Source organism: Streptomyces sp. NPDC001700, from assembly GCF_053596435.1.
On sequence record NZ_JBSFGE010000002.1, the window covers coordinates 1 to 26,842 of the forward strand.

The following is a 26,842-nucleotide window of genomic DNA, read 5'->3' on the forward strand; positions in this document are numbered from 1 at the left end:
CTCGTCACCGGCGGCGTCACCGTCTTCCTCACCACCCAATACCTCGAAGAAGCCGACCAACTCGCCGACCGCATCGCCGTACTCAACGACGGCAAGATCGCCGCCCACGGCACCGCCGACGAACTGAAACGGCTCATCCCCGGCGGACACATCCGCCTCCGCTTCACCGACCCGGCCACCTACCAGAGCGCCGCCGCAGCTCTGCGCGAGGCCACCCGGGACGACGAAGCCCTCGCCCTGCAGATCCCGAGCGACGGCAGCCAGCGCGAACTGCGCTCCCTCCTCGACTGGCTGGACTCCGCCGGAATCGAGGCCGACGAGCTGACCGTGCACACCCCCGACCTCGACGACGTCTTCTTCGCCCTCACCGGCGACAACACCATCCCCCACCAGCCCAACCAGCCCAAGGAGACCGTCCGATGAGCACTCTCCCCCTCGCCGTCCGCGACTCCGCCACCATGCTGCGCCGCAACCTCCTCCACGCCCGGCGCTACCCCTCCCTCACGCTGAACATCCTCCTGACGCCGATCGTCCTGCTGCTCCTCTTCGTCTACGTCTTCGGCGACGTGATGAGCGCGGGTATCGGGGGCGGCGGTGCCGATCGCTCCCAGTACATCGCCTACCTCGTCCCGGGCATCCTGGTGATGACCATCGGCGCCACCCCGGCGGGGACCGCGGTATCCGTCTCCATGGATATGACGGAGGGCATCATCGCCCGCTTCCGCACGATGGCGATCCACCGCGGCTCCGTGCTCATCGGACACGTCGTCGGCAGCGTGCTGCAGGCGGTCATCAGCGTGGTGCTCGTCGGCGCCGTCGCCGTGGCCATCGGCTTCCGGTCCACGGACGCCACCGCCCTGGAGTGGCTGGCGGCGTTTGGGCTGCTCGTCCTCTTCGCCACGGGGCTCACCTGGATGGCCGTCGGAATGGGCATGGCCAGCCCGAACGCCGAGGCCGCCAGCAACAACGCGATGCCGCTGATCATGCTCCCGTTCATCTCCAGCGCCTTCGTGCCCGTAGACGCGATGCCGGACTGGTTCCAGCCGGTCGCCGAGTACCAGCCGTTCACCCCCGCCATCGAGACCCTGCGCGGACTGCTGCTCGGCAGCGAGATCGGCCACAACGGGTGGATCACGATCGGCTGGTCCCTGGGTCTGACCGTGCTCGGCTACTTCTGGTCGAAGTCGCTGTTCAGGCGCGACCCGAAATGAGCGCGCGGGCGGCCTCCCGCAACGCGTCCCGCCCGAGGGCGGCGTACTCCGACACCGCGTCGGCGTACGCCGCCCCGGCAGCGTTCCCGTCGGCCTCCTCGACCGCCCGCCGGGCGCGGGCCGCCGACATCGTCGGCTGGAACTCGCGTAGCACCCGCAGCCGTTCGGCCAGCGCGATCATCCGTACGCCACGGGCGTCCCCGGACGCGATCCCCGCCATGCCGAGCGCGTGCAGCACCGTCCCGAGGACAGGCAGCTCCATGGGTGGGCAGGACGGACCGGACAGCAGCGTCCGCAGCCGTTCGGTCTGCTCCGCGACCAGCTCCGGGCGACCGGCGTGGGCGTGCGCCGTCACCGCCGCCGAGTGGATCTGCAGCGCCCACTGGTCGACCCAGGGGTCGCCGCCGTACGGCGAACCCGCCTCGAACATCCGCTCCACGGCGCCGCGCCACAGGCCGAGCCCGGCCTCCGTCAGCCCACGCGCGAGCGCGATCTCGGCGCGCACGCCGAGGTCGGGGCTGTAGAAGGCGTCCTGCTGCCGCGCGCTGTCCCCCTCCGCCTGCGACAGCCAGTACTCGGCCTCGTCGGGATCGCCGCGCTGCAGACAGGCGAGCGCGAGACCCCAGCGGATGCCGATGTAGTCGTGCTCGCCGCCGAGCCGCCGCAGCGTCTCCAGCGCGGTCCTGAGGTACCCGTACGCGGCCTCGCCCTCCCCCACCTTCAAGCACAGCTCGCTCAGCCGGGAGTGGGCCATGACCCCCAGGGACGGGTTGTCGCTCGCCGCCAGCGCGGCGATCATCCGCCGCGCCGAGGCCAGCGCGCCGTCGATGTCGTGCTCGTACTCCCAGACGTACGTGGCGACGCACTCGGCGATGCCGACGACCAGCGGCCGGTCGCTGTCGCAGAGCTTCCGCAGCACGTCGTAGCGGGGAGGCAGCATCTCCGGGACCGCGCTCAGCACCACCGCCGTGGCGCGCAGCAGCGTGTCCGGCGGGGCCGGGGGCAGCCGCCGGAGGGTGACGAGGTGGCGTACGACGTGCGGGCCGAAGTTCATGAACAGACCCGCCGTGCACAACACCGCCGCGGTGCGGGCGACTTCGACGTACCCGGGCTCGGGGTGGTAGTGCGACAGCGGCGGGCCGGTGTCCGCGGCGAGGGTGGCGAGGCGGGGGTAGTCGGAGTCGGTGGACCACAGGGCGGCGAGGACGGCGGTGAGGGCGGCGGTGGTGGGGCCGTCCGTACGGGCCAGGGCGTACCGCAGGGCCAGTACGAGGTTGTCCTGCTCGGGTCTGATCCGCTCCCCGGCCGCCAGGGGTTCCGGGCCGAAGAGCCAGTCGTGGTGCGCGACCCCGAAGTCCCGCGCCCAGGCGACGAACCGGCCGATGGCCGCCTCTTCCTCGCCCGCCTCCGCGCGCCGGGCCGCGCTGAACTCCCGTACGGTCTCCAGCATCCGGAACCGAACCCCGACCGGAGTGTCGGCGACGGTCAGCAGCGACTGACCGGCCAACTGCTCCAGCAGGGACAGCGCGTCCTCCCCCAGCACCTCTTCGCCCGCCTCGCCGGAGAAGCCACCAGGAAAGACGGACAGCGTGCGCAGCGCCGCCCTGGCGTCCTCCGCGAGCAGGTTCCAGCTCCACTCCACGACCGCGTGCAGCGTGCGGTGGCGCTCCGGGGTGTCCCGCGCGCCGCCGCGCAGCAGCGCGAACCGGTCGCCGAGGCGGCGGGCGATCTCCGGCACCGACAGCACCCGCACCCGCGCGGCGGCCAGCTCCACGGCCAGCGGCAGCCCGTCGAGGTGGCGGCACAGCTCGGCCACCGTGTCCGGCGGCAGCGCCACGCCGGGGCGCGCGGCCCGGGCCCGCTGCGTGAACAGCTCGGCCGAGGTGTCGGGCCCCAGCTCCGGCAGCGCGTACACCGCCTCCGACGTGAGGCCCAGCGGGGCCCGGCTGGTGGCGAGCACCCGCAGGTCCTTCGAGGCGGAGACGAGGGCCCGTACGAGGTCGGCGGCGCCCCGGATGACCTGCTCGCAGTTGTCCAGCACCAGCAGCGCGGGCCCGGAGCCGAGCACACCGAGGATGCCGGACACCGGGTCGGCCGGATCGGCCGCGGCATGGCCGCTCAGCGCGCCGTGCCGCCGCTCCCCCGCCCCGAGCGCGGAGGCCACCTCGGCGGCCACGTCCTCGTCCACGGTGACACCCGCGAGCGGCACGCAGTACACCACCCGCTGCTCTGCCCCCCGGCTGACGGCGTGCGCCAGCCGGGTCTTGCCGAGGCCACCTGGCCCAACGACGGTGACGGCACGGGAGGTGCGCAGCAACCGCTCCACGGCCGCGATGTCCCCGTCCCGCCCCAGCAGCGGGTTCGGCTCGTGCGGCACACCGTGCCGGACCACCGGCGCCTCGCCGCCGCGCAGCAGCTCCCGCTGTACGTCCCGGAGCCTGGCGCCCGGATCGGTGCCCAGCGTCTCGCGCAGCTCACGGCGGTACGCCTCGTACCGCGTCAGCGCGGCGGACGGGCCCGCCGTCGCCGCCTCACAGCGCAGCAGCTCGGCCAGCACCTCCTCGTCGCGCGGACGCTCCGCGGCGGCCTCGGCCAGCGGCCCGGCCGCCTCCGCGTACCGCCCCAGCCGGGCGAGCGCCAGCGCCCGCGCCCGTACGAGCGCGCCCCGGACGGGCGCGCGCTCGGCGCGCAACGCGGCCACGGGATCCTCCGCCTCCCCGCCCGCGTCAGGGCTCCCCTCCCACAACCCAAGCCCGGCCTCGGCCGCCGCCAGCGCCCCCGCGTGATCCCCGGCCCTGGCCCGCTCCGCGCTCGCGGCGGCGTGCAGCAGCAGCGCGGAGCTGTCGACCTGCGCCTCGGCGAGGGCGAGCCGATACCCGGTCGGCGTACCGACGATGACGTCGGCCCCCAGCCGCGCCCGCGCCCTGGACACGAGCACCTGCACCGCCTTGCCCGGCCGCTCCGGCAATGCGTCCGGCCACAGCCCTGCCACCAGCCGTTCGATGCCACAGCCCGTCCGCACATCGCCCGCGAGCAACGCGAGGAGGGCGCGAACCCGGGGCGCGGTGACCTCCTGCCCGCGATAGGCGACACGCGGCAGCAGAGTCAGATCGGTGGTCACCCGTGCAGACTAAGGCGCACACCTCAGCCACGCGGCCCGGCGGCACCCCGGTCAGGCGCACCGCCATCGGAAACGGGCGCACGTCGGCGACGGGATGGGCATCATGGCGGTCGGCCGGTCATAGCCTGATCCCCGCCTTCTTGGCGATCCTGTTGAGCTTCGGGTTGCTGCGCTTGTGCAGATGCGTAAGGACGCGGCTGAGTTCCTGGCTCGTGGGATGAACCTTGGCCATCTGGGGGGCCACTTCCCAAGCATCGACCAATGAGTCGAGCGCTCCGTCCCGATCCTTGAGTGGTGCTACCGTCCGATCATCCTTGGGGCGGAGGGTTGATGGAGAGCATCACCAAGAACCGGCAGTCCGTTGAGACGCTTCGCGCGATGGTCGCCCGCGCCTACGGCTCGGAAGAGCTGTGCGACGCGGGCGAGAACTGGGTCAGCGAACTGAGCGACGGCTGGTTCAACGTGGCCTATCGGATCCGGCTGCGATCCGGCGCGCAAGTCGTCCTCAAGATCGCGCCGCCGCCGGATATCGAGGTCATGACCTACGAGCGCGGCGCCATGGCCACCGAACTGGCGGCGCTGGGGCTGATCCGGAAGCACACGAAGGTTCCAGTGCCGGCGGTTGACTTCGCCGATCAGAGCCATGAGGTGTGCGACGCCGACTACTTCTTCATGACGTATGTAGATGCGGACAACCTCAACGTCATCAGGGACACCATGGCCGGAGCGGAGATCAACGCGTACGACGAGGCGCTCGGCGCGATCACCCGCGAGCTCAACACCATCCCCGGCACCGCCTTCGGCCCGCTGGCCGGGCCGGGCGAAAGCACGTGGCGCGCGGCCTTCCTGCGGATGGTCGAGGAGCTGCTGGGCGACGGCGAGCGACGCGGCGTCGACCTGCGCCACGGCTACGACGTGATCCGCGAAGTCGTGACCGCCCACGCCGGCTCGCTGGACGAGGTGACCGAGCCCCGGTTCGTCGAGTGGGACCTGTGGCCCGGCAACTGCATGGTGCGCGACGGCCGGATCGTGGCAATACTCGACCATGAGCGGGCGTTCTACGGCGATCCGCTGATGGAGTTCGGCTTCACCGGGAGTGAGGCGAGCGCTTACGGGGACGCCACGGCTTTCATCCGCGGCTACGGCCACCGGCCGTTCACCACCGCCGAGCGGACCCGTCGGCGGCTGTACAACCTCCACCTCGCTCTGATCCAGATCATCGAGACGAACTTCCGGGCATTCACCGGCACCGAGCGGTACGACTGGGCGTGCGAGCGGCTGCGGGAGACCGTGGCTCTGCTTGGCGAGTAAGCACACTGACGGTCTCCTCGACATCGTTGCTGAGGACATCGCGGCCGGCCCTGACGCCCAAGGCCGGCGGAAAAGGGCGGTCGATTCTCGCCGTCCTGTTCCGCTGTCCACCTGGTTGTCAGCGCCGGTCTGTGGCTCGCGGGTGCCCCGTGCCCGCGAAGGTGATCCAGCAAGTCTCCCGGGCAGGGTCGAGGAGGTACCAGATGCGGCCGCCGCCGGTCACCTCGATCTGCCACTGCTCGCAGATGTGCCCACGGTGGGTTCCATGTGCCAGACCGCCCTTGAGGCGGTGGTGCCGGGATGTCTCGGTGGCCGGTCTGGGGGTGGTGCGCATGGTGATCCAGGCGCGGTAGGTGTTCTCACGGGCCTGCTGGGCGAGGCTCTCCCAGCCTTTGGCCGAGGCGGCGTCAGCGAAGCGGACTTCCCAGTGGCCATCCGGTGCCGGGGGCGCGGCGCGGTCGCCGCGGCCTGCGGTCACGCGACGTTCCGCGGGTCCGGTACCGGGCCGTAGTCTTCGCCGTGGTCCCGTGTCAGCGCGGCCAGCAGTTCGGGGTCGGAGTAGACCTCGGCGGTGTGCTGCCAGGCGATGAGCAGCTGGGCGACGGATGCGCTGTTGCCGAGCGAGTCGGCGGCCCGCATGGTGTCGACCAGTTCGACGGCGAAGGCGTGGAGATCGGGCTCGGGCAGGAAACGGACCCAAGGGAAGGCGTCCGGCAGTATGTCGAGCAGTAGTTCCATGCTGCCGGGCTCCCGGCGGGCCATCGCGGTCAGCATCCGGGTGGCGGCTGACACCACAGTCTGGTCCTGCTCGGCCCGGGCCGCGGTGGTGAGGACCAGATCCTCGCCGTCTCTGCGGTGCAGGAGGAGTCTCGGCGATTCCTGGAGCCGGGCAAGCGTCTGCTTGTTCTTGTTCACCAGCTCGGAGAAGTTCACGGCTGCACTCTCGGCGCTCATGACTTTGAAACTACTTCGAAACCCGCCCGAGTGTCATCACCCAAAAGAGGGACGCAGAGCAATGCGCTGGTCACGCCCACTCGCGAGCGGCCGATCACCGGTAACCGGTTCCGTTCTCCTCGTTGTCGGGTAACGATCTGCGCCTCAGGATCCCGTCGATCACCCGTCGATGATCTCGCGAACGCCGCAGCGCCTGCCTCGACCGCGACGGAGCCGACCAGGTGGGTTACCGGCAGTATGCGCTCCGGCTCAGTCCGGCGGCACTGGAGGAACTGATCGCCGAGTTGCGCGCGGCCATCGCGCCGAAACTTGCCAACCAGCCGAGTCCCGAGCGAGCGCAATACCTGCTCACTCCTATCCACTTCCCGATGGAAGCCCCTCAGGTGGGAGCAGCCGAGCAGGAGACAGACACATGATCGGCCGGACAGCTCCCAGCCGTGGTTGAGCCCCGGTGGCGCTCCGGTCAGGCGCACCACCACAGGAAGCGGGTGCAGGTCGGCGACGGGATGGGCATCATGGCGGTCGGCCGGTCATAGCCTGATCCCCGCCTTCTTGGCGATCCTGTTGAGCTTCGGGTTGCTGCGCTTGTGCAGATGCGTAAGGACGCGGCTGAGTTCCTGGCTCGTGGGATGAACCTTGGCCATCTGAGGGGACGACATCCCAGGCATCGGCCAACGAGTCGAGTGCTCCATCCCGATCTTTGAGGGCCAGCTTCGCTCTCGATACGTTCATGTGCGTCGGGCCGATTCGGGTCGGCGGCAGCGCAGTGCCCTCCCGGAACAGGTCGGCGGCCGTTGCCACCGCCTCCCGGTACTGCTCGGTGTCGGTCTCGGTCGCGATCACGTGCGTGGCCGTGTTGTCAGGGCCAAAAAGCATCCCCCGCACGTTCAGGTCTGTTCCAACGAGTTCGGCAGCATGCCAGGCTGCCTCGATGTGACGCTGAGCCGTCGCCACGTCCCTGAGGCGACCAGCGAGAGTCATTCCCCGGAGATGGAGGATTCCCAGGCCGATATGACGGTCCCGGCCTCTCAGGGTCGTCTCAGCCATGACCACCGCACGGTCGATGACGGCCAGCCCTCCGGCGAAGTCTCCGCCATTGAGGAATGTACCGGCCTCATCTCGTGCGGCAATGGCGAGGGATAGAGCGTCAGCTCGTTCCGAGGCTTGCTTCTGCCTCGCTACAGCCAGTTCCGCCAAAGTCATCCAGCGGTGCCGGGCGGCCAGCCAATAAACCGTGCTGTAGACGTCGGCAACCCTGCCCCAGTCCTGCGGTTGGCCGGTCGCGTGAGCCGATTCCTGCGCTCGTGACAGGACATCGGGGAGCTTGTGTGTCACGCGCTTGAGGTCTGCGGCGTCTCGCAGTTGAAGTAGCTCGGCCACCTCATGTTCGAGAGCCGCTTGCTCGTCCGGCGGGCCTTGAGGAAGGTCAAAACGTCGAATGGTGGCGCGAAGCGAGTTAAGGCTGTCCTCGTCCCCGGCCGGGACGGGAGCGGGTTTGAGGAGTTCGTCCAGCGTGATGCCGAACACGGTGGCGAGTGCGGCCCCCATCACCTGGCTGAGGGCACATTCGCCGCGCTCGATCTTGCCGAGCTGCGACTTGGACATACCAGCTCGCCGTGCCAGATAGTCCTGGCCCCAACCTCGGTCCTTGCGAAGGCGCGCGACATTCGCGCCCGGGCTAACGATGTCTGTCTCCATGAACTGCGCTCTTCCCGCCGAGAGTGCTTTGGTCGCCAGTCTCTCAGGGCCGACTACCCGCACCCCGGTGCTTGTGCACTTTCGACTCAGCGATCCGTTGTTGACTGACTACTGAGAGCGAAGGGCATCCGGGCGCTCTGCAACCTGTCGAGGCCCTGGCAATACTGGAGGGGAGCGCAACGTGAGAAAGAGGATCGCTCGACTGGCGGAACGGCTACTGCGGGCGTTACCGCGCCTGGTTGGCCGACAGCCAGGACGGCACAGCGCTGCCTACCTCGCTACCGGCGCCCCACGCATGGGGCCCCTGCCTGCACGGCCCGTCATGCCTGAGCCGAGCCAACCGGCCCCGGATCACGCGACTCTCGAACTTCCTCGCATTCACGCCCACCTTCGGGCCCCGATCTTCTGGGACACCGATCCGGCACCGCCGTATGTCCCGGCCTTTGCCCGCACGGGCGTGCCGTGCCCGGAGACGCAGCAGCGCCAGGGCCAACGGAGGCTGCGATGACGGCCGATACCGCGCCCGACGAAACGCCGGAGACCACGGAGCAGGCAGTCCAGTCGGCCGACCAGACGGAGCGCGCATTGCCCTCGCTGGACGAACTGGATGCCGTGGCCGACATGCTCGGCAAAGGCATTCAGGCGCACCTGGCCGACCTTCGCAACCTCAACAAGGGAGTGACATCAGCATGACCGCCATCGATGACCGTCCGATCCAGACACCCGTAGGGCTCATCAATCTTCTGGAACTGGAGATCACCGGTGGGTGCCAACTCACCTGCACTCACTGCCTGGCATCGTCCAGCCCGCAAGGCACCCACGGCACCATGACCCTCCAGGACTGGCGGACGGTCATCCACGACGCCGCCGCCCTGGACATCACGACGGTCCAACTGATCGGCGGCGAGCCGACGCTGTACCCACACTGGACCGAACTCGTGGACCTCGCCCTGATCCTGGGACGCAAGGTCGAGGTCTACAGCAACCTCTTCCACGTCCGGCCACAGTGGTGGGAGGTGTTCACCCGCGAAGGCGTATCCCTGGGCACCAGCTACTACAGCGATCGCCCCGAGGAACACGACGAGATCACCCAGCGGAGGGGCAGCTACCACCGCACCCGCGCCAACATCGCCGAGGCCGTACAACGCGGCATCCCCCTACGGGCTGGCATCGTGCACATCAACGAAGGCCAGCGCGTGGCGGAGGCGCGGGCCGAACTGGTCTCCTTCGGCGTTACCCGGATCGGCACCGACCGCGTACGCACTGTCGGACGGGCCGCGACCGCCATCCCCAGCGTCAGCGAGCTGTGCGGCCGGTGCGGGGACGGCCGGGCGGCGGTGCTGCCGGATGGCAGTCTCTCCCTGTGCGTGCTCTCCCGGTTCATGCCGTGCGCCAACGTCCGGGAAAAGCGGCTCGCGGACATCTTCAGCAGTCCCGAGTGGAAGGCTGCCGTGGACAGCATCCCCAGGCCCCGTCTGGGCGCGTGCGGGCCTGACGACTCCGACGCGTGCGACCCGTCCAACAACGCGTGCGAGCCCACAGACGACTAGGGAGACGAGATATGGACTGGGAACAACACGCCGCCCAGCTCGCCGACCAGGTGACCGACTCGGTGTCACGATGGCGAGCGCCCATCGCGGACATCCCCCGGCACGAGCTGGTACCTCGCTGGTGGGAGCGCGACGGCGAAGGGAAGTGGGTCCTCCGCGACGGCGCCGCCGACCCCGGGGCATGGATGCGTACGGCGTACAGCGATACGTCCGTGATCACCCGCGTGGGCGCCTTACACGCCGACCACGCGGACCCGGGCGACCTCACGGAAGTGACGCCACCGCCTCGTCCGCGCTCGCGCCGGGGGCGAGCGCCGCGAGGTGGCGGGCCACCCGGACGGCCGCCTCGTGCATGGGCTGCGTATCGGCGGCAAGCAGCACCAGGCCTGCGATGGACGTGGACGGGTCGGCGGCGGCGATCCGGGGCGCCACCTTGCCGCCCATGCTGTGGCCGAGCAGGTATACCCGGTCCGGGGCCACCTCGGGCTGCTGCTGGAGCAGTCGGACGGCTGCGAGCGCATGGGGCAGGTACTCGTCGGCCATGGTGAAGGCGGATGGCAGACGGTCCGGGTGCGCGAAGGTCACCTTGTCGAAGCGCAGCACCGCCACCTCTCGGGCCGCAAGCCCCCAGGCAAGATCCTTGAGCGGTTTGTTCGGGCCGCTGCTCCCGTCCCGGTCGAACGCACCGCCGCCGCTGAGCAACACCGCGGCGGGCCATGGTCCGGGGCCCACGGGCAGGCTCAGCGTGCCGGACACGGTGAGTGGCCCGGTGCCGAGCGAGACGTCCCGCTCGGTGAAGCGGGCCGAATCCGCGTAGTGCGGCGGCTGCCACTCGACGTCGCTGTCCGGGGCCATCCGCAGGCCGTGCAGCAGGCCATCGCCGCCCACTGACGTGACCATCATGAAGCTGCCGTTCACGCAGGTCACCGGAGTGCGTACGTGCACAGGGTCGCCGTCACCGGCCACAACGGCCGACGGTTCGATCTCCCTGACCCCACCCCGCCCCGTGGCCTCGGTCAGCCAGGCGAGCCGCAGCGCTTCGGCGGAAACGACGGCGCGCAGTGGCGGCGCGAACAGCTCCACGGCCTCGGTGAAACGGTCCTCCCGCAGCAGCACGACCAAGCTCCGCGCCGTCTCCAGGGCCCCTCCCGCATCCATTCGCATAGTTGCGAACGGTAGCAGCTATGAGAAAGTTCGAACATGGACTCCCTGGAACTGCTGGCCCACCCCATCCGGCTGCGGATCGTGCACGCGATGGGCGGCGGGAGGCTGCAGACCACCGCTCAGCTCTGCGCACGCATCCCCGACGCCCACAAGGCCACCGTCTACCGGCACATCGATCTGCTCGTGGGCGGCGGAATCCTGGAGGTGGCCGAGGAACACCGGGTGCGGGGCGCGGTACAGCGGCACTACCGGCTGTGCCAGGACCGGTCCGTGATCGGTTCCGAGGTGGCCCGCTCGCTTACCCACGAGGACCATCGGCAGGTGTTCGCCACCGCGATGGCCGCCTTGCTGGCCGAGTTCAACACCTACCTCGACCGCGAACAGGCCGACCCGGTGGCCGACCGAGTGGGCTATCGACAGCATGCCGTCTGGCTCAGCCCAGCGGAACGGGACGAACTGATCGGTGAGTTGCGCGCGGTCATCGCACCGAGGCTGGCGAACCGGCCGACCCACGAGCGGGCGCAGTACCTGCTCAGTCCGATCCACTTCCCGGTGGAAGTACCGCAGCCGGAAGCCACGCGGCGGACAACCGAAGCCGATCACGAGACGGGAATGTGACCGCCTGGACAGTTCCTCCCGCTCAGGCGCACCACCACAGGAAACGGGTGCAGGTCGGCGACGGGCCGGGGGTCGGGGCCGATGAGGAGGGCGGGGCCGGGTGTGTGGAGTCGGGGTCCGGGTCGTCCCCGGGCGAGGGGGCGCGGGGTGCGTCCGGGGACGGCGGGGCGTTGCCGTCGGACGGGGCCGCGTCGTCGGGGGTGGGCGAGGCCTCGGGCTCGCTGCTGGCCTCCTCGGTGGGGGCAGCCGTACTCGCGGCACGCGACGCGGCAGGCTCCGTACGGTCCGACACCGGACGCTCCGGGGACTCCGGGGACGGCTTCGGGGCGGGTGTGCGCCAGTAGCCCTCGGTGGCCAGCTCCGCCACGAACACCGCGGCCAGTACGGGGCCCAGTACCGCGGCCATGATCAGCACCCGGCGGCCGCGCCCCCGGCGGGCGCGGCGGCCTCGGCGGCGGGGCTTCGGCTTTCGGCGGGAGGTGTGCGCGTCGTTCATTTCGCCGGGCAGGCTATGTGACCTGCGGAGTGCGTGGGGCCTACCCGGTGTGAGGATCTTGTGCGGAGGGCCGGTGGGTCCGCCGGTGGTTCAGCCCGCGAACGACGGCTGCGCCAGGCCCCGGCCCGCGTCCGGGATGACCAGCACCGAGCCTGCCAGCGGCGGGGCGGCGGCGCCCAGGCCTACGCGGGCCGAGGAGACGTACAGGTCGCTGAGACCGGCGCCGCCGAAGGCGCATGCGGTGGGGCGGGGGAAGGGCAGCGGGATCACCCGATCGAGTGTGCCGTCCGGGGTGTAGCGGCGGATCGCGGCGCCGTCCCAGAGGGCGACCCAGACGCAGCCGTCGGCGTCGACGCACAGCCCGTCCGGGAAGCCCGCGCCGTCCTCGATGTGGGCGAGGGGGCGGCGGCCGGTGACGGCCTCGCCCGTGACGTCGAAGACGTCGATACGGCGGGTCGGGGAGTCGACGTAGTACATGAGGCGGCCGTCCGGGCTCCAGCCGGTGCCGTTGCTGACCGCCACGTCCGGCAGGATCTCCGCCACGGCGCCGTCCGAGCCGATACGGGAGAGGGTGCCGCCGCCCGCCCGCTCGTCGTAGCGCATGGTGCCCGCCCACAGGGAGCCGTCCGGGGCGACGGCCGCGTCGTTGCCCCGGCGGCCGGGGACGGGGTCCCGGACCAGCCAGTGGAAGCCCCCAACAGCGTCGTACAGGCCCACGCCGTCGCGCAGATTGACCACCAGCCCGCCGCCCGCGCGCGGCTTCGCCGCGCCGACGTGCTGCTCGGTGGCCAGGGTGGTGTGCCGCCCGGTGGCCGGGTCGTAGGTGTGGACGCGGGCGGAGAGGATGTCCACCCAGATCAGCCGCGCGGCCACCGCGTCCCAGGTGGGGCCCTCGCCCAGTTCGGCGGTCGCCCGGACCGCCACGTCCCATACCCGCCCGCTCATATGCCGCGTCCCCTCCGGTGTCCCAGGCGGACGGACAGCTCGCCCGCGCCCTTGGCCGCCAGCTCCTCCAGCTCCGTCTGGCGCTCCTCGCTCCAGCGGATCGTCGGCACCGAGATGGACAGCGCCGCCACCACCTTGCCCGCCGAATCCCGCACCGGCGCGGCCACGCAGCTCACATCGGGGTTGGACTCCTGCCGCTCGACCGCGACGCCGCGCTCCCGCACGGCGGCCAGGTGGCGGTGCAGCTCGGCCGGGGAGGTGATGCTGTTGTCCGTCATGGCGGCCAGCGGCCGGTCCTCGGGGAACCGGGCCAGCAGATCGTCCTCCGGGAGGGAGGCGAGCAGCATCTTGCCGACCGACGTGCAGTGGGCGGGCAGCTTGCGGCCCGCGGCGGACACCATGCGCACGGCGTGGGTGGAGTCGACCTTGGCGATGTAGATGACGTCCGTGCCCTCCAGAATGGCCACATGGACGGTCTCGTCGCAGGTCTCGGCGACGCTCTGGGCGACCTGCCTGCCCTCGGCGGCCAGGTCGAGCTGTTCCGCGTACCGGCTGCCGAGCTGGTACGGGCGCACACCGAGCCGGTAGCGGCCGGGCTGCTCCGGCACCTGGACCAGATAGGAGCGGGCGGCCAGAGTGGTCACCAGCTCATGGACGGTGGTCCGGGGCAGCCCGAGGCGGCGGGTGATCTCGGGGGCGGAGAGTGTGCCGTCGCCGTCGAGGAACAGCTCGAGAATGTCCAGAGCCCGGGTCACCGCGGGCACGAGGCGTCCCATGTGGTTCGCCCACCCCTTCTGGTCCAGATAACAAGTGTTCGAGATCCCGGCTATTGACCGGTATCGCGAACATAGGTTACGCATAGGCCACTTCTCACGGCAACGGTTGCGCAAAGACCTTGGCAGTCGCTGACAAGACCGCTGACAAGACTGCTGAACAAAAAGCTACGGCAGTGGCGGCAGCAGGTCGCCGCGCAGCCGCTGCGCCCGCAGCACCAGCTCCAGCTCGAAGCGGCGGTCCGGATCCTCCACCTCGTCGCCCCACAGCTCCCTGATCTGGCGGAGCCGGTAGCGCACGGTCTGCGGATGCACCCCCAGCCGGTCCGCGATCTCCGGCGCGCCGCCCCGCGTCTCCAGCCACGCCAGCAGCGTCTCGGCGAGGCGGCGCCCCTGGGCGGGGCCGCATCCGGCGAGCGGGGCGAGACGGCGGCGGGCCAGGGCGTCGATCAGCTCCTCCGGGGGCAGCAGCACCAGCGCCTCGGTGTGCTCGGTGCAGTGCAGCAACTCCCCGGCGGGCAGCAGCCCGCGCTCCATCAGCCGGACCGCGGCCGCCGCCCAGCGCAGCGACTTGGCGGCCTCGGCGAGCGGTACGGGCGGGCCGACCGCGCCCGACCACCCGGCGGTGGCGCGGCGCAGCAGCTCGGGGCGGCCCGCCTCCTCGGGGTCGGGGAGCACCATGCGCGGCTGTTCGCACTCCATGTCGAGGAGGACGTCCCGGCCGACGGCGGGGGCCAGCGCCTCGCGCGCGGGGCGCAGCAGTACGGCGACGGCGACCCGCTCGGGCAGCGGCCAGCCGATGCGGGCCGCCCGCTCGGCGAGGACGTCGGCGAGGGCGTCGGCGTCGGCGGGGCTCTTGCGGGGGCGTTCGGTGAGGAGGAGGTCGAGCAGCCGCCGCTGGAGCCGCAGCCGCTCCCCCGCCTGGCGGGCGGCGGCCTCGGCGTAGCCGCGCATGGACTCGGCGACCAGCCCGTCCAGGTACTCGAAGCCGGACTCGGCGAGTTCGTACATGGCGGGCGCCGGGATCTCGACCTGCTGGCCGATCTCGGCGAGGCGGCGCCACGCGAGCCGTACGCCGAGCCGGTACATGGCCTGGAGCGAGTCGAGGCTGCGGCCGTGCTGCACCTGGCCACGGCCGAACTCCTGGAACACCTCGGGGTGTTCGCCGGGGCCGCCGGAGCCGTCCGACACGTACTGGACGAAGTGTTCGAGGGCGCGCCGGATGCCCACCAGCGCCACCGGTTCGCCGTTCTCGTCCGGGACGATGACCAGGTTCGGGTATTCGCGGCGGATCTCGCGGAAGATGTCCTCGGCGAGGACCGGCACCTCGTCCAGGGCGAGCCGGGCGAAGTGGCGCACCCGTGAGCGGGGCACCTCGCGCCAGGCGGAACGTAAGGGCGACGCCATGACCGGATTACCGGTCGCCCGCCGGAGTCGCGGTCGCGGTGGCGCCGGGATCGGACGAGGTCGGGAAGGTGACGAGGGGGACGTTCGGCTGGTCGGGTGTGACGCCCAGGAGGGCGACGATGCCGAGCGCCGCGCCGACCGCGAGGGCGGCGGACAGGACGCAGGTCACAGCGGCGGCGAGGAGTCTGGGCATGGCGCGGCGAGCCCCTTCCGTATGGCGTGCGCACCGGCCCGGCCCGGCAACTCACCAGCATGGGAGGAGGATTGACACTCCGTCAACCCTGCGCTTACGGTCCCGGCCTTAAGACTCGCCGGTAATATCCGGCCGCATCGAGACGGAGTGCCTGTCATGCGCCGCTCGGTATCACCCAGATCATCCGCTTTCTGGCCACTCTCGCTGATCCCGCTCGGGCTCGGCGTCTTCCTCCTCGTCCTCGCACCCCTGCTGGCCTGGTACGTCGAGCCGCGGGCGAAACGCACACCGATCGACACCGACGTGACCACGGTGTTCACCGGCCCGGGCAGCTACTTCGACACCAACGCCGTCAAGGAGCGGCGGGACCAGCGGCTGACCATCACCCGCCGGGTGCTGGGCGACGTCCACGACAGCGACCGCACGGGCCGCGCCGTCTGGGACGTGTCCACGACGGTCGACACCCCGCGCACCCTGCCGCTGAAGGACCCGCGCCGGGCGTTCCAATGGAAGACCGAACGCTGGGTCACCGACCGCCGCACCAACGAGCCGGTGCACTGCTGCGGCGAGTCGCCGGGGCCGTTCCAGGGGGACGCGTACCTGAAGTTCCCGTTCGACGTGAAGAAGCAGACGTACCGCTGGTGGGACAGCACGCTGGGCGCCACCGTCCCGCTCCGTTTCGACGGGACCGCGAAGGTCCAGGGGTACGAGGGCTACCGCTTCACCGGCACCGTACGGCCCACCCGCACCGGCACCCGGCAGGTGCCCGGGCGGCTGGTCGGGCGGGGCAAGCAGGGGCAGGTGCAGGCCGAGGAGTGGTACGCGAACACCGGCATCGAGCTGGTGGCCGACCGCCGCACCGGGCGCATCATCTTCGCCGGGATCTCGCCCAAGGTCACCCTGCGCGCCCCCGGTGGCGACCGGGACCGGGTGACGCTGCTGCGCGGCGAGGGGCTGGAGTTCACCCCGGCCACCCAGCGCAGCCAGGTGAAGCTGGCCAGGGCCGACAGCCGCAAGCTGGAGCTGGTCGGCGAGACGGCGCCACTGGTCGCGGGGATCGCCGGGGCGGTGCTGGCGGGTGCGGGAGCGGTGCTGGTGGTGCGGGGGAGGCGGGCACGCGTGAGTGACACTGCGCGAAGTGATGAAGCGTCAGGTGTCCGGGGACCCTAATTTGTCACGCCGGTGAGTAGCCGGGGCGAACAAGGAAGCGAAAACTGACCACCCCACGAGCATCACCCCATCGCACACTTCATCGCACACTTCATCGCACTCCTCGTCGCACACGTCGTCGCACACCCCCGGTTCGGCACGTTCGTTCTCTCCGCAGGTTTTCTCTCCGTACGTCTTCCTACGAAGTCTCCGCACCCTGAGGCGAGTTGGAGCACCACGCCATGCCCCAGCACGTACGACCGTCCCCCGCCGCACCCCCCGATGCCACGCCCGAGGCCACCGCCCCGCTGCCGCACCGGATCGTCTTCCTCGCCCGCCGCGACCTCGGCAATCCGGCGGCCGGTGGCTCCGAGCTGCTGGTGGACCGGATCGCCGAGGGGCTGACCGCCCATGGCCACCAGGTCACCCTGGTGTGCGGCGGGCCCGCCGACGCCCGTGGCTACCAGGTGGTGTCCGCGGGCGGCCACGGGCGCGCCCTCGGCGAGCTGGGCCACTTCCTGCGCACCCCGCACACCCTCGCCCACCGGGTCGGCCCCTGCGATCTGCTGGTCGAGGTGTGCAACGGACTGCCCTACCTGGCCCCGCTGTGGCACCGGGGACCCACCCTGTGCCTGGTCAACCACGTCCACACCGACCTGTGGAAGCTGCGTTTCCGGGGACCGGCGGCCCGGCTCGGCAGGCGCCTCGAACACTGGGCGCTGGCCGGTACCCACCGTGGCAACCTGATGGTGGCCGTCTCCGACTCGACCGCCGCCGCGCTGCGTTCCCTCGGCGTCGACCGGACCCGGATCCGGGTGGTGCACAACGGCGTCGAGGAGCCGGGGCCACTGCTGCCCGCGTCCCGTGAGCCGGTGTTCCTGGCGATGGGTCGGCTGGTCGAGTACAAGCGCGTCGACCTGCTGCTGCGGCTGTGGGAACGGGTGCGCCCGGTCACCGGCGGACGGCTCGTCATCGTCGGCGACGGCCCGGAACGGGCCCGGCTGGAGGCGATGGCCGGTCCCGGGGTCACCTTCACCGGCCATGTCACCGAGGAGGAGAAACACCGGCTGCTGTGCCAGGCGTGGCTGCTGCTGCACCCCTCCCTGATCGAGGGATGGGGCCTGGTGGTGATGGAGGCGGCCACCCGTGGCACACCCACGCTCGGCTTCGACATCCCCGGGCTGCGCGACTCCGTCGACGACGGGGTGACGGGTGTGCTGGCGCGTGGCGAGAGTTCGTTCGCCGCCGCGTGGTGCGCGCTCGCGCTCGGTACGGAGCGGCGCGAGGCGCTGGGCCGGGCGGCGCGGCTGCGCGCGGAGCGGTTCCGGTGGAGCGCGACCGTACGGGGCTTCCGGGCCGTCGCCGCGGAGGCGTATCTGTCGGCGCCACCACCGCTCCCCGCCGTCCCGCCCGTCCCCCTGTCGTCGTCCCTCAGACCCTGGCGGTGAGTGGCTTGCGGGACCCGTCGATCCGTCGCTCCGTCGCCCTCTTCCGCGCCTTCATGGCGGAGCAGACCGACCCCGAACACTGCTACCGGCTCCTCGCCCGCGACGCCGCGCAGCAGGTGGCGCGGTACGGCGGGCCGCTGCGCGGGCGGGTGGTGGTCGACGTGGGCGGTGGCAGCGGCCACTTCACCGAGGAGTTCCGCCGCCACGGCGCCCACGCCTATCTCTTCGAACCGGACACCGGCGAGCTGACCTCCCGGGGCCAGCCGCCCGCCGGGGCCGTCCTCGCCGACGGGTATCTGCTGCCGCTCGCGGACGGCGTGGCGGACGTCGCGTTCTCCTCCAACGTGCTGGAACACGTGGCCGATCCATACACCTTCCTCAGCGAGCTGGCGCGGGTCACCCGCCCCGGCGGGCTGATCTACGTCTCGTACACCAACTGGCTCTCCCCCTGGGGCGGCCACGAGTGGGCGCCCTGGCACTATCTCGGCGCCGAGCGGGCCCGCGCCCGCTACCGGCGCCGCACCGGCCGGGCCGCCAAGCACACGCTCGGCGAAAACCTCTTCCCCCTCCACATCGGCCCCGTCCTGCGCCACGTCCGCAGCCGCGCGGACGTGTCCGTGGTCTCGGCACGCTCCCGCTACTGGCCGTTCCTCACCGGGGCGGTCACGCGGGTGCCGGGACTGCGGGAGGTCGCGACGTGGAACCTTCTCCTGATCCTTAGGCGGTCGCCATGACCCAGGTCGTCCCGTCCCCGCCCCAGGTGCGCACCCCGCCCGCACCGCCGCCGCCCGCGCCCGGTGAACGGCCGCGCGGGCGGCGCTGGCTGGTCGGGTTCTGGGCCGCCGTCCTGGTGGCGTTCCTCGCGCCCTCGCCCGGCAAGATGTCCTTCGACACCAAACTGCCGGTCGTCCTCGACCCGTTCGGGTTCCTCGCCGACCTCGGCTCGCTGTGGCACGACCGGGCGGGGTTCGGCGGGATCGCGGACCAGTACGTCGGCTACGCGTTCCCGATGCTGCCGTACTACGCGCTGACCCATCTCCTCCACATCCCGGTGTGGTTCGCCGAGCGGCTGTGGATGTCCCTCATCGTCGCGGTGGCGTTCTGGGGCGCGCTGCGGCTCGCGGAACGGCTGCGCGTCGGGAGCCCCGCGACCCGGCTGCTGGGCGCGGCCGGGTACGCGCTGTGGCCGGTGTTCACCATCGTCGTCGGCTCCACCTCGGCCGCCGCGCTCCCCGGGGCGCTGCTGCCGTGGGTCGTGCTGCCGCTCACCAACCCGGCGAGCCTCCCCCGTATCGCCGCCGCCCGCTCGGCGCTGCTCGTGCCCTGCATGGGCGGTGTCAACGCCGCCTCCACGCTCGCCTCGCTGCTGCCGGTGGCGCTGTATCTGCTCAGCCGCCCCGCCGGGCGGCGGCAGCGGGCGCTGCTGGGGTGGTGGATCCCGGGGGTGCTGCTGGCCACGGCGTGGTGGGTCGTACCGCTGCTGCTGCTCGGGGTGTACGGGGAGAACTTCCTGCCGTACATCGAGCAGGCCGACACCACCACCGCCACCATGGCCGCCACCGAGACGCTGCGCGGCGCGGGCAACTGGGTGGCGTATCTGCACTTCGGCGAGGCGTGGCTGCCCGGCGGCTGGACCGTGGCCGCCTCCGTCGTGGCCGTCCTCGGCTCGGGGCTCGCCGCCGCGCTGGGGCTCGCCGGGCTGGCGCGGCGCGATCTGCCGGAGCGGCGGTGGCTGCTGCTGATCGTGCTCTCCGTCGCGCTGATCACCCTCGCCGGGTACGGGGGGACGCTCGGCGGGCCGTTCCACGAGACGGTGCAGGGGTGGCTGGACGGGTGGCTGCGGCCGTTCCGCAACATCTACAAGTTCCAGACCGGGCTGGCGCTGGCGCTCGCGCTCGGGCTGATGCATGTGCTCACGGTCGGACGGCGGATTCCCGGCCGCCGCTTCCTCCCCGGTGTGCTGGCGCTGCTGCTGCTCCCGGCGCTCGCGTGGCCGTATCTCAACGGGTCCGTGCTCCAGCCGGGCCGCTTCAGCGCGCTGCCCGCCTACTGGGAGAAGACCGCCGACTGGCTCGACGACCACGCCGAGCGGAGCCGCGCCCTCGTCGTCCCCGCCACCGCGCACGGCCTCTACACCTGGGGCAGCCCCATCGACCAGCCGCTCGATGTCCTCGCCCAATCCCGTTGGGCGCAACGGGACTTCGTGCCCTTCGGCACCGCCGGATCGCGGCGCGCGATGGACGCGGTCGAGCAGGCGCTGCTGAGTGGCGGCGAGGTGCCGGGGCTGCGGGACTTCCTCGCCCGCGCCGGGCTGCACGAGGTGGTCGTACGCAACGACCTCGACCCGGACCAGATCGGCTACGTACCGCCGCAGACCGTCGCCCGCACCCTGGAGGCCTCCGGCTACCGCAAGGTGACCGGGTTCGGGCCGCTGATGACGGGTGGCCGGATCGCGGCGAACACCCCGGTGCAGGTGCAGGGGCTGTTCCCGCGCCGCCAGGCCGTCGAGATCTACCGGCCGGAGGGCGTGGCGCGGCCGGGGGTGGTGGGCGCCAAGCCGGTGTCCGCCACGGCCGCCGTCAGCGGTGGCCCCGAGTCGCTGCTGCAACTCTCCGCCGACCCCTCGATGGCCGACCGCCCCACCGTCCTCACCGGCGACCGCCACCCCGGGACCGGCACCCCCGCCCTGCAGGCCGTCGGCGACGGTTTGCGGCGCGCCGACACCCGCTTCGGGCTCGTCAACTCCAACACCTCGTACACGTACACCGCCGACGAACGGAACCCGTCCGGCAGCCTGACGGATCCGGGAGACCCACCGCGCCAGATCCTGCCCACGACGGGCACCCGCCACCAGACGACCGCCACGCTGCGCGGCGCGCTCTCGGTGTCCGCCTCCAGCAGCGGCAACTGGCTGTTCCACCTGCCGCAGTACGACCCCGTCGGCGCCTTCGACGGCAACCCGGACACGGCGTGGGCCGAGGGCAGCGCGGGCAAGCCGGTGGGGCAGTGGCTGCGCGTCGAGTTCGCGCAGACGCTGCGGCTGCCGGACTCCATCCAGCTGACCCCGCTGCCCGGCGACGGCATGCGCGCCGCGCCCACCTCCGTACGGATCCAGACCGACACCGGCTCTGCGGACAGCCCGCTCCAGCCGAACGGCACCGCGCAGTCCGTCAAGGTGCCGTCCGGTCCGGCGAAGTGGCTGAAGATCACGATCACCGGCTCGCAGGCGCCCAAGCCGGGTCTGTCGGGGGCCGGTTTCTCGGAGGTGACAGTACCCGGCGTACAGGTCACCCGGCTGCTGTCGCTCCCGAACGACACCGGACGGAGTGATGCCCCCGAGGTCGTCTCGCTGCACCGCTCCGCCGACCCTGGCGGCCTCTCCCCCGCGTCGGCGGAGGTCGGGCTGCACCGCCAGTTCCGTAGTGGCGGCGGCGGTACGTACACCATCGCGGGCCAGGCCGTCGCCGTCCCCGGTGGCGCGCTCGACGCCCTGCTGGCCCAGGTGGCGCCCGGCCAGTCGCCCCGGGTCACCATCACCGCGGACTCCACCAGCCGCACCGGCACCTCGCTCGGCGCGCGCAACCTCATCGACGGCGACATCACGACGGCGTGGATCGCGGGCGACTCGCCCGTGCTGCATCTGCGCTGGCCGGAGAAGAAACGCGTCAGTGAGATCGTCCTCGCGGCGGCGGGCGGGCTCTCCACCCGCCCCGAGGAAATCCTCATCAACTCCCCCGACGGCGCCGCCACCGCCGGTGTCGACGCCAACGGCTGGGCCCGTTTCCCCGCCATCACCACCGACCGGCTCGACATCACCATCAGCAAGACCGCGCCGCTGACCCTGCACAACCCGGTCGCCGGGCAGGAGTTGCAGCTCCCGGTGGGGCTGAGCGAGGTGTTCATCCCCGAACTGGGCAGCATGCTGCGCACCACCCCGCCCTCGGCGAAGGCCCGTTTCTCCCTGCCGTGTGGCCAGGGCCCGGCGCTGGCCGTGGACGGCACGCTGCACGCCACGTCGGCGTCCGGCCTGGTCAGGGACCTGGTCGAACGCCGCCCGGTGGCGGTCGAGTTGTGCGGCAAGGAGGCCAAGGGCAGCAAGCTCCGGCTCGGCGCGGGCCGCCACACGGTGGAGACGGGTGACGCCGGTCCGCTGGCGCTGACCGACGTCACCCTGACCCGCGGCAAGCCCGCCACCGCCGCGTCTGCTGCCCGTACCGTCCAGGCGAAGGACTGGTCGGGCGACCGCAGAACGGTCAAGGTCGCCCCCGGCCAGGCCGTCTACCTGCAGACGTACGAGAACCGCAACGACGGCTGGAAAGCCACGCTGAACGGCCGCTCGCTGACTTCGCTGCGGGTCGACGGCTGGCAGCAGGCCTTCCTCGTCCCGGCGGGCGAGGGCGGCACGGTCACGCTCACGTACGAACCGTCGACCACGTACGACGCGGGCCTCATCGGGGGCGCGGCGGCGGTCCTGATCCTGGCCGGTCTGGCGTTCGCCCGCCGCCGCGAGGTCTCGGCTCCGGAAACCGATGTGCCTCCGTCACCGGGCTGGATCCTCGGTACGGTGGCCGTCACGGTGGTCATGGTCGCCGTGGCGGGCTGGCTGGCCCTGGCCGTCCCCGCCCTGGCCCTCGTCGCCTGGTACCGCCCCGCCTGGCTGGCCCCCACGGCCCTCGCGGCGATGGCGGCCGCGGCGGTGGTGGCGGCCACGGGCGCGGGCGAACCGGCGGCGGCGAACGAGGGCGCGTTCAGCGGGGCCGCTCAGGCGCTGGCGATCGTGGCCCTGACGGCGGCGCTGGTGACCGTACCGCCCCGCAGTGGCGCCCCGGCCGGTGCTCCCCCGAGCCCCGGCGGGCCACCCCGCCACCTGGCCGATGACGACGCCCCGACCCTGGTCACCCCACCCCTCGGGCCCACACCGCCCGCGAGCGGCGATGGCGGGGTGGCGAAGCCACTGCACGACGCGCCCCCGCACAGCGGCACGACGGCGCCCCCGGGCCCAAGCACGTTCCGGGCCGACGCGGCGGCGGGCGATCCGGCACCGCCCACGTCCGGTGCCCCCGAAGCCACGCCCGCAGGCGGCAGCGAGGCCGAGCGGACGCACGACCGCGCGACGAAGAGCGCCGGTCAGACCGCACACGCGGACGACAGCGCCCGCGCGCCACGTACGCCCGCGCGGGCAACGCCACCGGGCCCCGACGCGGCGGCGGGTGGCAGCGACGAAGCGGCGCGGACGCCGCACGACGCGGCAACGGGCAGCGGCACGGCGGCGGCGCACCGCACCGGGCAGACTGCACACCCGGACGACGCCACCCGCGCGCCACGCACCCCTGGCCGGGCCACGCCACCGGGCTCCGGCACGCCCCGGGCCGACGCGGGGGCGGGCACACCGACACCACCCGCGGCCGATCCGGCACCGCCCACGGCCGGTGCCACCAAAGCCACGCCCACGAGCGGCAGCGAGGCCGTGCTGACGCACCACGACACCGCACCGGACGACCGCGCCCGCGCGCCGCGCACACCCGGCGAGCGGGGCACCCGGCAGGCCGGGGAAGGTGGCGGCCGATGACCGCGCTTGAGCAAGGGGCCGGTGGCGTAGCCCTGCCCGGGCAGGGCGATCCGCGCCGCGCGCGGCGGATTCCCTTTCCCACCGTCGACGAGATCTCCCGGCACTGTCTGCAGGACGACGAGCCCGAGACCGTGCACATCGAGGTGCATCTGCCGGGGCGGCCCGAGCCCGGGCGGTTGCGGGATGCCTTCCGCCAAGCGCTGCGGACGCATCCGCGGATTCTGGTGCGGGAGGCGCCGGGGCCATGGTGGCGGCGGCGGTACGAGTGGGAGGTCACCGACGGGCCGGACGTCGAGCCGGTGAGCTTCTCCCCGTGCGCCACCGACGCCCTCGCCCGGGCCCGGGAACGGGCGCTCGCGGTGTGTCCGCCGCTCACCGCGTCGCCTCCGGTGCGGCTGGAGGTGGTGACCGAGCCGGACCGTACCGGCTGTGTGCTGGTCCTCACCGTCAACCACACCGCGCTCGACGGGCCGTCCTGTCTGCGGGTGCTCGCCACCGCCGCCACCCTGTACGGCGGCGGTGGCGACACCGAGGCCACCCCGGCCCCCGTGGCCGCGCCCGCGCCCGAGCGGGGTGGTGGCGCGCGGGGGCTCGCCCGGCCCGTACGGATCGCCAAGGACACCCACGCGCCCCGCACCGGCAACGCCATGCTGCTCTCCGAGCTGCCCGTACCGCCCCGAACACCCGGCGGCCCCACCGTCAACGACCAACTCCTCGTCGCCACCCGCCTGATGGCCGCCCGCTGGAACGAGTTGCACGGCCGCCCGCCCGCCCCCGTACGGATCACCATGCCCGTGGACGACCGGCCGCGCGGCGCGCCCGAGATGGCCATCGGCAACGGCACCCGGCTCGTGGAGGTCGGCTTCGGAGCCGAGGAACGGGCGGACGTACGGCTCCTCACCCAGGAAACGCCCGATCCAGCGGCGGTGGCGCGGCTACTGCACCGCACAGCCGCCCGCACCCGGGCGCTGAAAGCCGCGCCGGGGGCGCAGCTGGGGGTGGCGGGGACGCTGCTCACGTTGCCCGCCGTACCGGTCGGCCTGCGGGCGGCGGTGACGCGCACGCTACGGCAGGCGGCCGGGCCGTGGACCTCGACCACGCTGCTGAGCAACATCGGCCGGATTCCGTACGCGCTCGACTTCGGCGAGGCGGGCCGGGCCACCGCCGTATGGTTCTCGGCCCCGGCCCGGATGCCCCGTGGGCTGACGGTGACGACGGCCTCGACCGGCGGGCGGCTGCATGTGACGCTGCGCTGGTCGCGGGCGTTGCTGGACGACGCGGCGGGGGCGGGGCTCGCGGGCCTCTTCCAGCGCGCGCTGGCCGCCACCGCCCACGCGCACACGAGGGACGCGCACACGAGGGGTACGGCATGAGCCCGGCGCTCCGGGACTTCTACGAGAACCCCGCCGTCCCCGTCGCGTCCGGCCCGGACCGCAGCCGCCGCCAGGCGCGGATGCTCGCCCACGCGCTCGCCACCGAGGGAGACGCATCCGCCACCATCCTCGACATCGGCTGTGGCGACGGCACCGCGGCCGCCACCGCACTCCCCCTCCTGCGCGGCCACCGCCTCATCGGCGTCGACTGGTCGCAGGACGCCCTGCGCCGCGCCGCGCGGCGGCTGCCCGCCGTCGTACGGGGCGAACTCACCGACGGCGGGCTGCCGTTCGCCGACGGGAGCGCCGACGCGTGCGTGTTCAGCGAGGTGGTCGAGCATCTGGTCGACCCGGACGCGGCGCTGGACGAAATACACCGCGTCCTGCGCCCCGGCGGCCATCTGCTCCTCTCCACACCCAACCTGGCGGCCTGGTACAACCGTGGACTTCTGCTGGCCGGGGTGCAGCCAGTGTTCTCCGAGGTCAGCCTGCGTGGCATTCACGGCCGCCCGGGCCGTGAGGTCGTCGGCCACTTGCGGCTGTACACGGCGCGGGCGCTGCGCGGCTTCCTCACCGCGTCCGGTTTCGAGGTGGTACGGCTCGCGGGGGCGCCGTTCCACGGTGTCCCGCGCGTGGCGCGGCCACTGGACCGGGCCGTGTGCCGGGTGCCGTCGCTGGCCTCGATCCTGCTGGTGCACGCGCGGCGACGGGAGGGCGCGGGCGCATGGGCTGGGGCGTAGGCGTGGTGGCGGCGCTGCTCGCGAACGTCGCGTACAGCACCGGTTTCGTACTGGAGAAGCGCGCCCTGTCCGCGCTGCCACCCCTGAGCATCACCCGCCCCGCCCGGCTGCTGCGGCTGCTGCTGGGGAGCCCGCTGTGGCTGGCCGGTTCGGCGGCGCTCGCGGCGGGGTTCGCGGCCCAGCTGGTGGTGTACCGGACGTTGCCGATCGCGGCCGCGCAGGGCCTGTTCGTGTCGGGTCTGGTGCTGCTCCTGCTGCTCTCCTCCCGGGTGCTCGGCGAGCGGACCAGTGGCCGCGAACGGGCCGGGATCGGGCTGATCCTGTGCGCCCTGGTGATGGTGGTGGCATCGCTACGGGGCGATGGCGACGTCGGCCACACCGCCGCCACCGGCACGCTGCTCGCCATCTGCGTCCCGACGCTGGTGGCGGGGGTGCTGCTGTACGGCGCGACGGAGCGTCGCGCCCGCCGCCCGGACGCGTCGGTCACGGGTGTGGAGTACGGGGTGGCGGTCGGGCTGCTGTACGGGGTCAGCTCGCTCGCCATCAAGGGCGTATCGGGCCTGCTGAGGACGGACGACCTCGGCTCCCTGGCGCTCACGCTGCTGCGCGGCCCGTACCCGTATCTGCTGCTGTTCACCGGCGCGGCGGGCCTGGTGCTGTCGCAGACCGCGCTGCAGCGCTGCCGCGCGTCGCTCATCGTGCCGGTGTGCACGACGGTGACCTGCGTGTTCACGGTGGTGTGCGGGACGGTGGCGTTCGGCGAGCCACTCCCGCACGAGCCGTGGCGGCTCGCGCTGCGGCTCGGCGGGACGGCGCTGGCGGTGTGCGTGCTGCTGACCCTGCCGCGCCACGACGCCGCCCACCCCGATCCGGTACGCGAAGGAAGTGACCGATGACCCCCGACGACCCGATCCTGAAGATCCTGGCCTGCCCGCTCGACAAGGGCCCGCTGACCCTGCTGCTGCCCGAGGACGTCCTGTACAACCCCCGGCTGCGCCGCCGCTACCCGATCCTGGACGGCGTCCCGCAGCTGCTGCCGTCGTCAGGGGAACGGGTCCCGGACGAGGAACACGAACGGCTGGCGAAACGGCTCACTCCTTGAGACTGCTCGTACGCCACGAT

Annotated in this window: 24 protein-coding genes and 1 pseudogene; 15 read left to right on the forward strand and 10 right to left on the reverse strand. The window is 72.4% G+C overall.

The window, feature by feature from the left end; all coding sequences use genetic code 11:
• A pseudogene (locus tag ACWC5C_RS03415) lies at positions 1-423 on the forward strand (ABC transporter); the annotation flags it as partial.
• Entirely contained in the window at positions 420-1,211 is a 792-nt protein-coding gene (locus ACWC5C_RS03420) for an ABC transporter permease (RefSeq protein ID WP_450873271.1), read from the forward strand. The pseudogene ACWC5C_RS03415 and the gene ACWC5C_RS03420, both read left to right, overlap by 4 nt.
• Here the strand turns inward: ACWC5C_RS03420 and ACWC5C_RS03425 are convergent.
• Positions 1,192-4,332 carry an AfsR/SARP family transcriptional regulator gene (locus ACWC5C_RS03425; RefSeq protein WP_450873273.1) on the reverse strand — a complete coding sequence of 1,047 codons (3,141 nt, stop codon included), beginning with the start codon at positions 4,330-4,332 and terminating at the stop codon, positions 1,192-1,194. The two genes, ACWC5C_RS03420 and ACWC5C_RS03425, sit on opposite strands and share 20 nt — an antisense overlap.
• Before the next feature lie 330 nt (positions 4,333-4,662).
• Between ACWC5C_RS03425 and ACWC5C_RS03430 the strand changes: the two genes are divergently transcribed.
• Complete coding sequence (locus tag ACWC5C_RS03430) at positions 4,663-5,643, forward strand: phosphotransferase family protein (protein ID WP_450873275.1); 981 nt, start codon at positions 4,663-4,665, stop codon at positions 5,641-5,643.
• 118 nt (positions 5,644-5,761) lie between these two features.
• Here the strand turns inward: ACWC5C_RS03430 and ACWC5C_RS03435 are convergent, their stop codons facing one another.
• Positions 5,762-6,121 (reverse strand): hypothetical protein, encoded by a 360-nt coding sequence (locus ACWC5C_RS03435; protein WP_450873276.1) that lies wholly within the window; start codon positions 6,119-6,121, stop codon positions 5,762-5,764.
• Positions 6,118-6,597, reverse strand: coding sequence for a hypothetical protein (locus ACWC5C_RS03440; RefSeq protein ID WP_450873278.1), 480 nt, complete (start codon positions 6,595-6,597; stop codon positions 6,118-6,120). The genes ACWC5C_RS03435 and ACWC5C_RS03440 overlap by 4 nt, the downstream gene beginning before the upstream one ends.
• Positions 6,598-6,818: 221 nt before the next feature.
• On the opposite strand from ACWC5C_RS03440, the gene ACWC5C_RS03445 reads away from it, so the two are divergent.
• On the forward strand, positions 6,819-7,013 hold the full coding sequence (locus tag ACWC5C_RS03445; protein WP_450873280.1) for a hypothetical protein: 195 nt from the start codon (positions 6,819-6,821) through the stop codon (positions 7,011-7,013).
• Positions 7,014-7,110: 97 nt separating this feature from the next.
• Here ACWC5C_RS03445 and ACWC5C_RS03450 read toward each other — a convergent pair whose 3' ends face one another.
• Positions 7,111-8,295, reverse strand: coding sequence for a helix-turn-helix domain-containing protein (locus ACWC5C_RS03450; RefSeq protein ID WP_450873282.1), 1,185 nt, complete (start codon positions 8,293-8,295; stop codon positions 7,111-7,113).
• Between the two features lie 504 nt (positions 8,296-8,799).
• On the opposite strand from ACWC5C_RS03450, the gene ACWC5C_RS03455 reads away from it, so the two are divergent.
• On the forward strand, positions 8,800-8,988 hold the full coding sequence (locus ACWC5C_RS03455; RefSeq protein ID WP_450873284.1) for a hypothetical protein: 189 nt from the start codon (positions 8,800-8,802) through the stop codon (positions 8,986-8,988).
• Complete coding sequence (locus ACWC5C_RS03460) at positions 8,985-9,845, forward strand: radical SAM protein (RefSeq protein ID WP_450873285.1); 861 nt, start codon at positions 8,985-8,987, stop codon at positions 9,843-9,845. Before ACWC5C_RS03455 ends, ACWC5C_RS03460 begins: the two co-directional genes overlap by 4 nt.
• Positions 9,846-10,109: 264 nt before the next feature.
• On the opposite strand, the gene ACWC5C_RS03465 is transcribed toward ACWC5C_RS03460, so the two are convergent.
• Positions 10,110-11,009 carry an alpha/beta hydrolase family protein gene (locus ACWC5C_RS03465; protein WP_450873287.1) on the reverse strand — a complete coding sequence of 300 codons (900 nt, stop codon included), beginning with the start codon at positions 11,007-11,009 and terminating at the stop codon, positions 10,110-10,112.
• A 36-nt stretch (positions 11,010-11,045) separates the two neighbouring features.
• On the opposite strand from ACWC5C_RS03465, the gene ACWC5C_RS03470 reads away from it, so the two are divergent.
• Positions 11,046-11,627 (forward strand): helix-turn-helix domain-containing protein, encoded by a 582-nt coding sequence (locus tag ACWC5C_RS03470; RefSeq protein WP_450873289.1) that lies wholly within the window; start codon positions 11,046-11,048, stop codon positions 11,625-11,627.
• A gap of 22 nt (positions 11,628-11,649) precedes the next feature.
• On the opposite strand, the gene ACWC5C_RS03475 is transcribed toward ACWC5C_RS03470, so the two are convergent.
• From ACWC5C_RS03475 to ACWC5C_RS03495, 5 genes are all read right to left on the reverse strand, one after another.
• Positions 11,650-12,123 carry a hypothetical protein gene (locus ACWC5C_RS03475; protein WP_450873291.1) on the reverse strand — a complete coding sequence of 158 codons (474 nt, stop codon included), beginning with the start codon at positions 12,121-12,123 and terminating at the stop codon, positions 11,650-11,652.
• Positions 12,124-12,213: 90 nt separating this feature from the next.
• Complete coding sequence (locus ACWC5C_RS03480) at positions 12,214-13,068, reverse strand: SMP-30/gluconolactonase/LRE family protein (protein WP_450873293.1); 855 nt, start codon at positions 13,066-13,068, stop codon at positions 12,214-12,216.
• On the reverse strand, positions 13,065-13,844 hold the full coding sequence (locus tag ACWC5C_RS03485; RefSeq protein WP_450873295.1) for an IclR family transcriptional regulator: 780 nt from the start codon (positions 13,842-13,844) through the stop codon (positions 13,065-13,067). Before ACWC5C_RS03485 ends, ACWC5C_RS03480 begins: the two co-directional genes overlap by 4 nt.
• A 165-nt stretch (positions 13,845-14,009) precedes the next feature.
• Positions 14,010-15,248 carry a PucR family transcriptional regulator gene (locus ACWC5C_RS03490; protein ID WP_450873297.1) on the reverse strand — a complete coding sequence of 413 codons (1,239 nt, stop codon included), beginning with the start codon at positions 15,246-15,248 and terminating at the stop codon, positions 14,010-14,012.
• A 7-nt stretch (positions 15,249-15,255) separates the two neighbouring features.
• Positions 15,256-15,441, reverse strand: coding sequence for a hypothetical protein (locus tag ACWC5C_RS03495; RefSeq protein WP_450873299.1), 186 nt, complete (start codon positions 15,439-15,441; stop codon positions 15,256-15,258).
• 156 nt (positions 15,442-15,597) lie between these two features.
• On the opposite strand from ACWC5C_RS03495, the gene ACWC5C_RS03500 reads away from it, so the two are divergent.
• The 8 genes from ACWC5C_RS03500 to ACWC5C_RS03535 all read left to right on the forward strand — a co-directional run bounded on the left by ACWC5C_RS03500 (position 15,598) and on the right by ACWC5C_RS03535 (position 26,822).
• Complete coding sequence (locus tag ACWC5C_RS03500) at positions 15,598-16,611, forward strand: DUF3068 domain-containing protein (protein WP_450873301.1); 1,014 nt, start codon at positions 15,598-15,600, stop codon at positions 16,609-16,611.
• 221 nt (positions 16,612-16,832) lie between these two features.
• Positions 16,833-18,038 (forward strand): glycosyltransferase family 4 protein, encoded by a 1,206-nt coding sequence (locus ACWC5C_RS03505; RefSeq protein ID WP_450873303.1) that lies wholly within the window; start codon positions 16,833-16,835, stop codon positions 18,036-18,038.
• Positions 18,039-18,043: 5 nt separating this feature from the next.
• A complete protein-coding gene (locus ACWC5C_RS03510) occupies positions 18,044-18,772 on the forward strand; it encodes a class I SAM-dependent methyltransferase (protein ID WP_450873978.1) in 729 nt (242 codons plus the stop codon).
• Positions 18,769-23,607, forward strand: a complete 4,839-nt coding sequence (locus ACWC5C_RS03515; protein WP_450873305.1) for an alpha-(1->3)-arabinofuranosyltransferase domain-containing protein — start codon at positions 18,769-18,771, stop codon at positions 23,605-23,607. The genes ACWC5C_RS03510 and ACWC5C_RS03515 overlap by 4 nt, the downstream gene beginning before the upstream one ends.
• Positions 23,604-24,980, forward strand: a complete 1,377-nt coding sequence (locus tag ACWC5C_RS03520) for a condensation protein (protein ID WP_450873307.1) — start codon at positions 23,604-23,606, stop codon at positions 24,978-24,980. The genes ACWC5C_RS03515 and ACWC5C_RS03520 overlap by 4 nt, the downstream gene beginning before the upstream one ends.
• Positions 24,977-25,720: a class I SAM-dependent methyltransferase gene (locus ACWC5C_RS03525; protein WP_450873309.1), complete on the forward strand. Its 744-nt coding sequence runs from the start codon at positions 24,977-24,979 to the stop codon at positions 25,718-25,720. The genes ACWC5C_RS03520 and ACWC5C_RS03525 overlap by 4 nt, the downstream gene beginning before the upstream one ends.
• The gene (locus ACWC5C_RS03530) at positions 25,705-26,616 is read left to right on the forward strand and encodes a DMT family transporter (RefSeq protein ID WP_450873311.1); all 912 of its coding nucleotides are present in this window, start codon (positions 25,705-25,707) and stop codon (positions 26,614-26,616) included. The genes ACWC5C_RS03525 and ACWC5C_RS03530 overlap by 16 nt, the downstream gene beginning before the upstream one ends.
• Positions 26,613-26,822 (forward strand): Trm112 family protein, encoded by a 210-nt coding sequence (locus tag ACWC5C_RS03535; RefSeq protein ID WP_385435793.1) that lies wholly within the window; start codon positions 26,613-26,615, stop codon positions 26,820-26,822. Before ACWC5C_RS03530 ends, ACWC5C_RS03535 begins: the two co-directional genes overlap by 4 nt.
• The last annotated feature ends 20 nt before the right edge of the window (positions 26,823-26,842 follow it).

Excerpts from the sequence above, each read along its gene's own strand:
- ACWC5C_RS03420 (WP_450873271.1), top strand. The coding sequence starts at position 420 with ATGAGCACTCTCCCCCTCGCCGTCCGCGACTCCGCCACCATGCTGCGC.
- ACWC5C_RS03430 (WP_450873275.1), top strand. The coding sequence starts at position 4,663 with ATGGAGAGCATCACCAAGAACCGGCAGTCCGTTGAGACGCTTCGCGCG.
- ACWC5C_RS03440 (WP_450873278.1), bottom strand. The coding sequence starts at position 6,597 with ATGAGCGCCGAGAGTGCAGCCGTGAACTTCTCCGAGCTGGTGAACAAG.
- ACWC5C_RS03450 (WP_450873282.1), bottom strand. The coding sequence starts at position 8,295 with ATGGAGACAGACATCGTTAGCCCGGGCGCGAATGTCGCGCGCCTTCGC.
- ACWC5C_RS03455 (WP_450873284.1), top strand. The coding sequence starts at position 8,800 with ATGACGGCCGATACCGCGCCCGACGAAACGCCGGAGACCACGGAGCAG.
- ACWC5C_RS03460 (WP_450873285.1), top strand. The coding sequence starts at position 8,985 with ATGACCGCCATCGATGACCGTCCGATCCAGACACCCGTAGGGCTCATC.
- ACWC5C_RS03465 (WP_450873287.1), bottom strand. The coding sequence starts at position 11,009 with ATGCGAATGGATGCGGGAGGGGCCCTGGAGACGGCGCGGAGCTTGGTC.
- ACWC5C_RS03470 (WP_450873289.1), top strand. The coding sequence starts at position 11,046 with ATGGACTCCCTGGAACTGCTGGCCCACCCCATCCGGCTGCGGATCGTG.
- ACWC5C_RS03475 (WP_450873291.1), bottom strand. The coding sequence starts at position 12,123 with ATGAACGACGCGCACACCTCCCGCCGAAAGCCGAAGCCCCGCCGCCGA.
- ACWC5C_RS03480 (WP_450873293.1), bottom strand. The coding sequence starts at position 13,068 with ATGAGCGGGCGGGTATGGGACGTGGCGGTCCGGGCGACCGCCGAACTG.
- ACWC5C_RS03485 (WP_450873295.1), bottom strand. The coding sequence starts at position 13,844 with ATGGGACGCCTCGTGCCCGCGGTGACCCGGGCTCTGGACATTCTCGAG.
- ACWC5C_RS03490 (WP_450873297.1), bottom strand. The coding sequence starts at position 15,248 with ATGGCGTCGCCCTTACGTTCCGCCTGGCGCGAGGTGCCCCGCTCACGG.
- ACWC5C_RS03495 (WP_450873299.1), bottom strand. The coding sequence starts at position 15,441 with ATGCCCAGACTCCTCGCCGCCGCTGTGACCTGCGTCCTGTCCGCCGCC.
- ACWC5C_RS03500 (WP_450873301.1), top strand. The coding sequence starts at position 15,598 with ATGCGCCGCTCGGTATCACCCAGATCATCCGCTTTCTGGCCACTCTCG.
- ACWC5C_RS03505 (WP_450873303.1), top strand. The coding sequence starts at position 16,833 with ATGCCCCAGCACGTACGACCGTCCCCCGCCGCACCCCCCGATGCCACG.
- ACWC5C_RS03515 (WP_450873305.1), top strand. The coding sequence starts at position 18,769 with ATGACCCAGGTCGTCCCGTCCCCGCCCCAGGTGCGCACCCCGCCCGCA.
- ACWC5C_RS03520 (WP_450873307.1), top strand. The coding sequence starts at position 23,604 with ATGACCGCGCTTGAGCAAGGGGCCGGTGGCGTAGCCCTGCCCGGGCAG.
- ACWC5C_RS03525 (WP_450873309.1), top strand. The coding sequence starts at position 24,977 with ATGAGCCCGGCGCTCCGGGACTTCTACGAGAACCCCGCCGTCCCCGTC.
- ACWC5C_RS03530 (WP_450873311.1), top strand. The coding sequence starts at position 25,705 with ATGGGCTGGGGCGTAGGCGTGGTGGCGGCGCTGCTCGCGAACGTCGCG.
- ACWC5C_RS03535 (WP_385435793.1), top strand. The coding sequence starts at position 26,613 with ATGACCCCCGACGACCCGATCCTGAAGATCCTGGCCTGCCCGCTCGAC.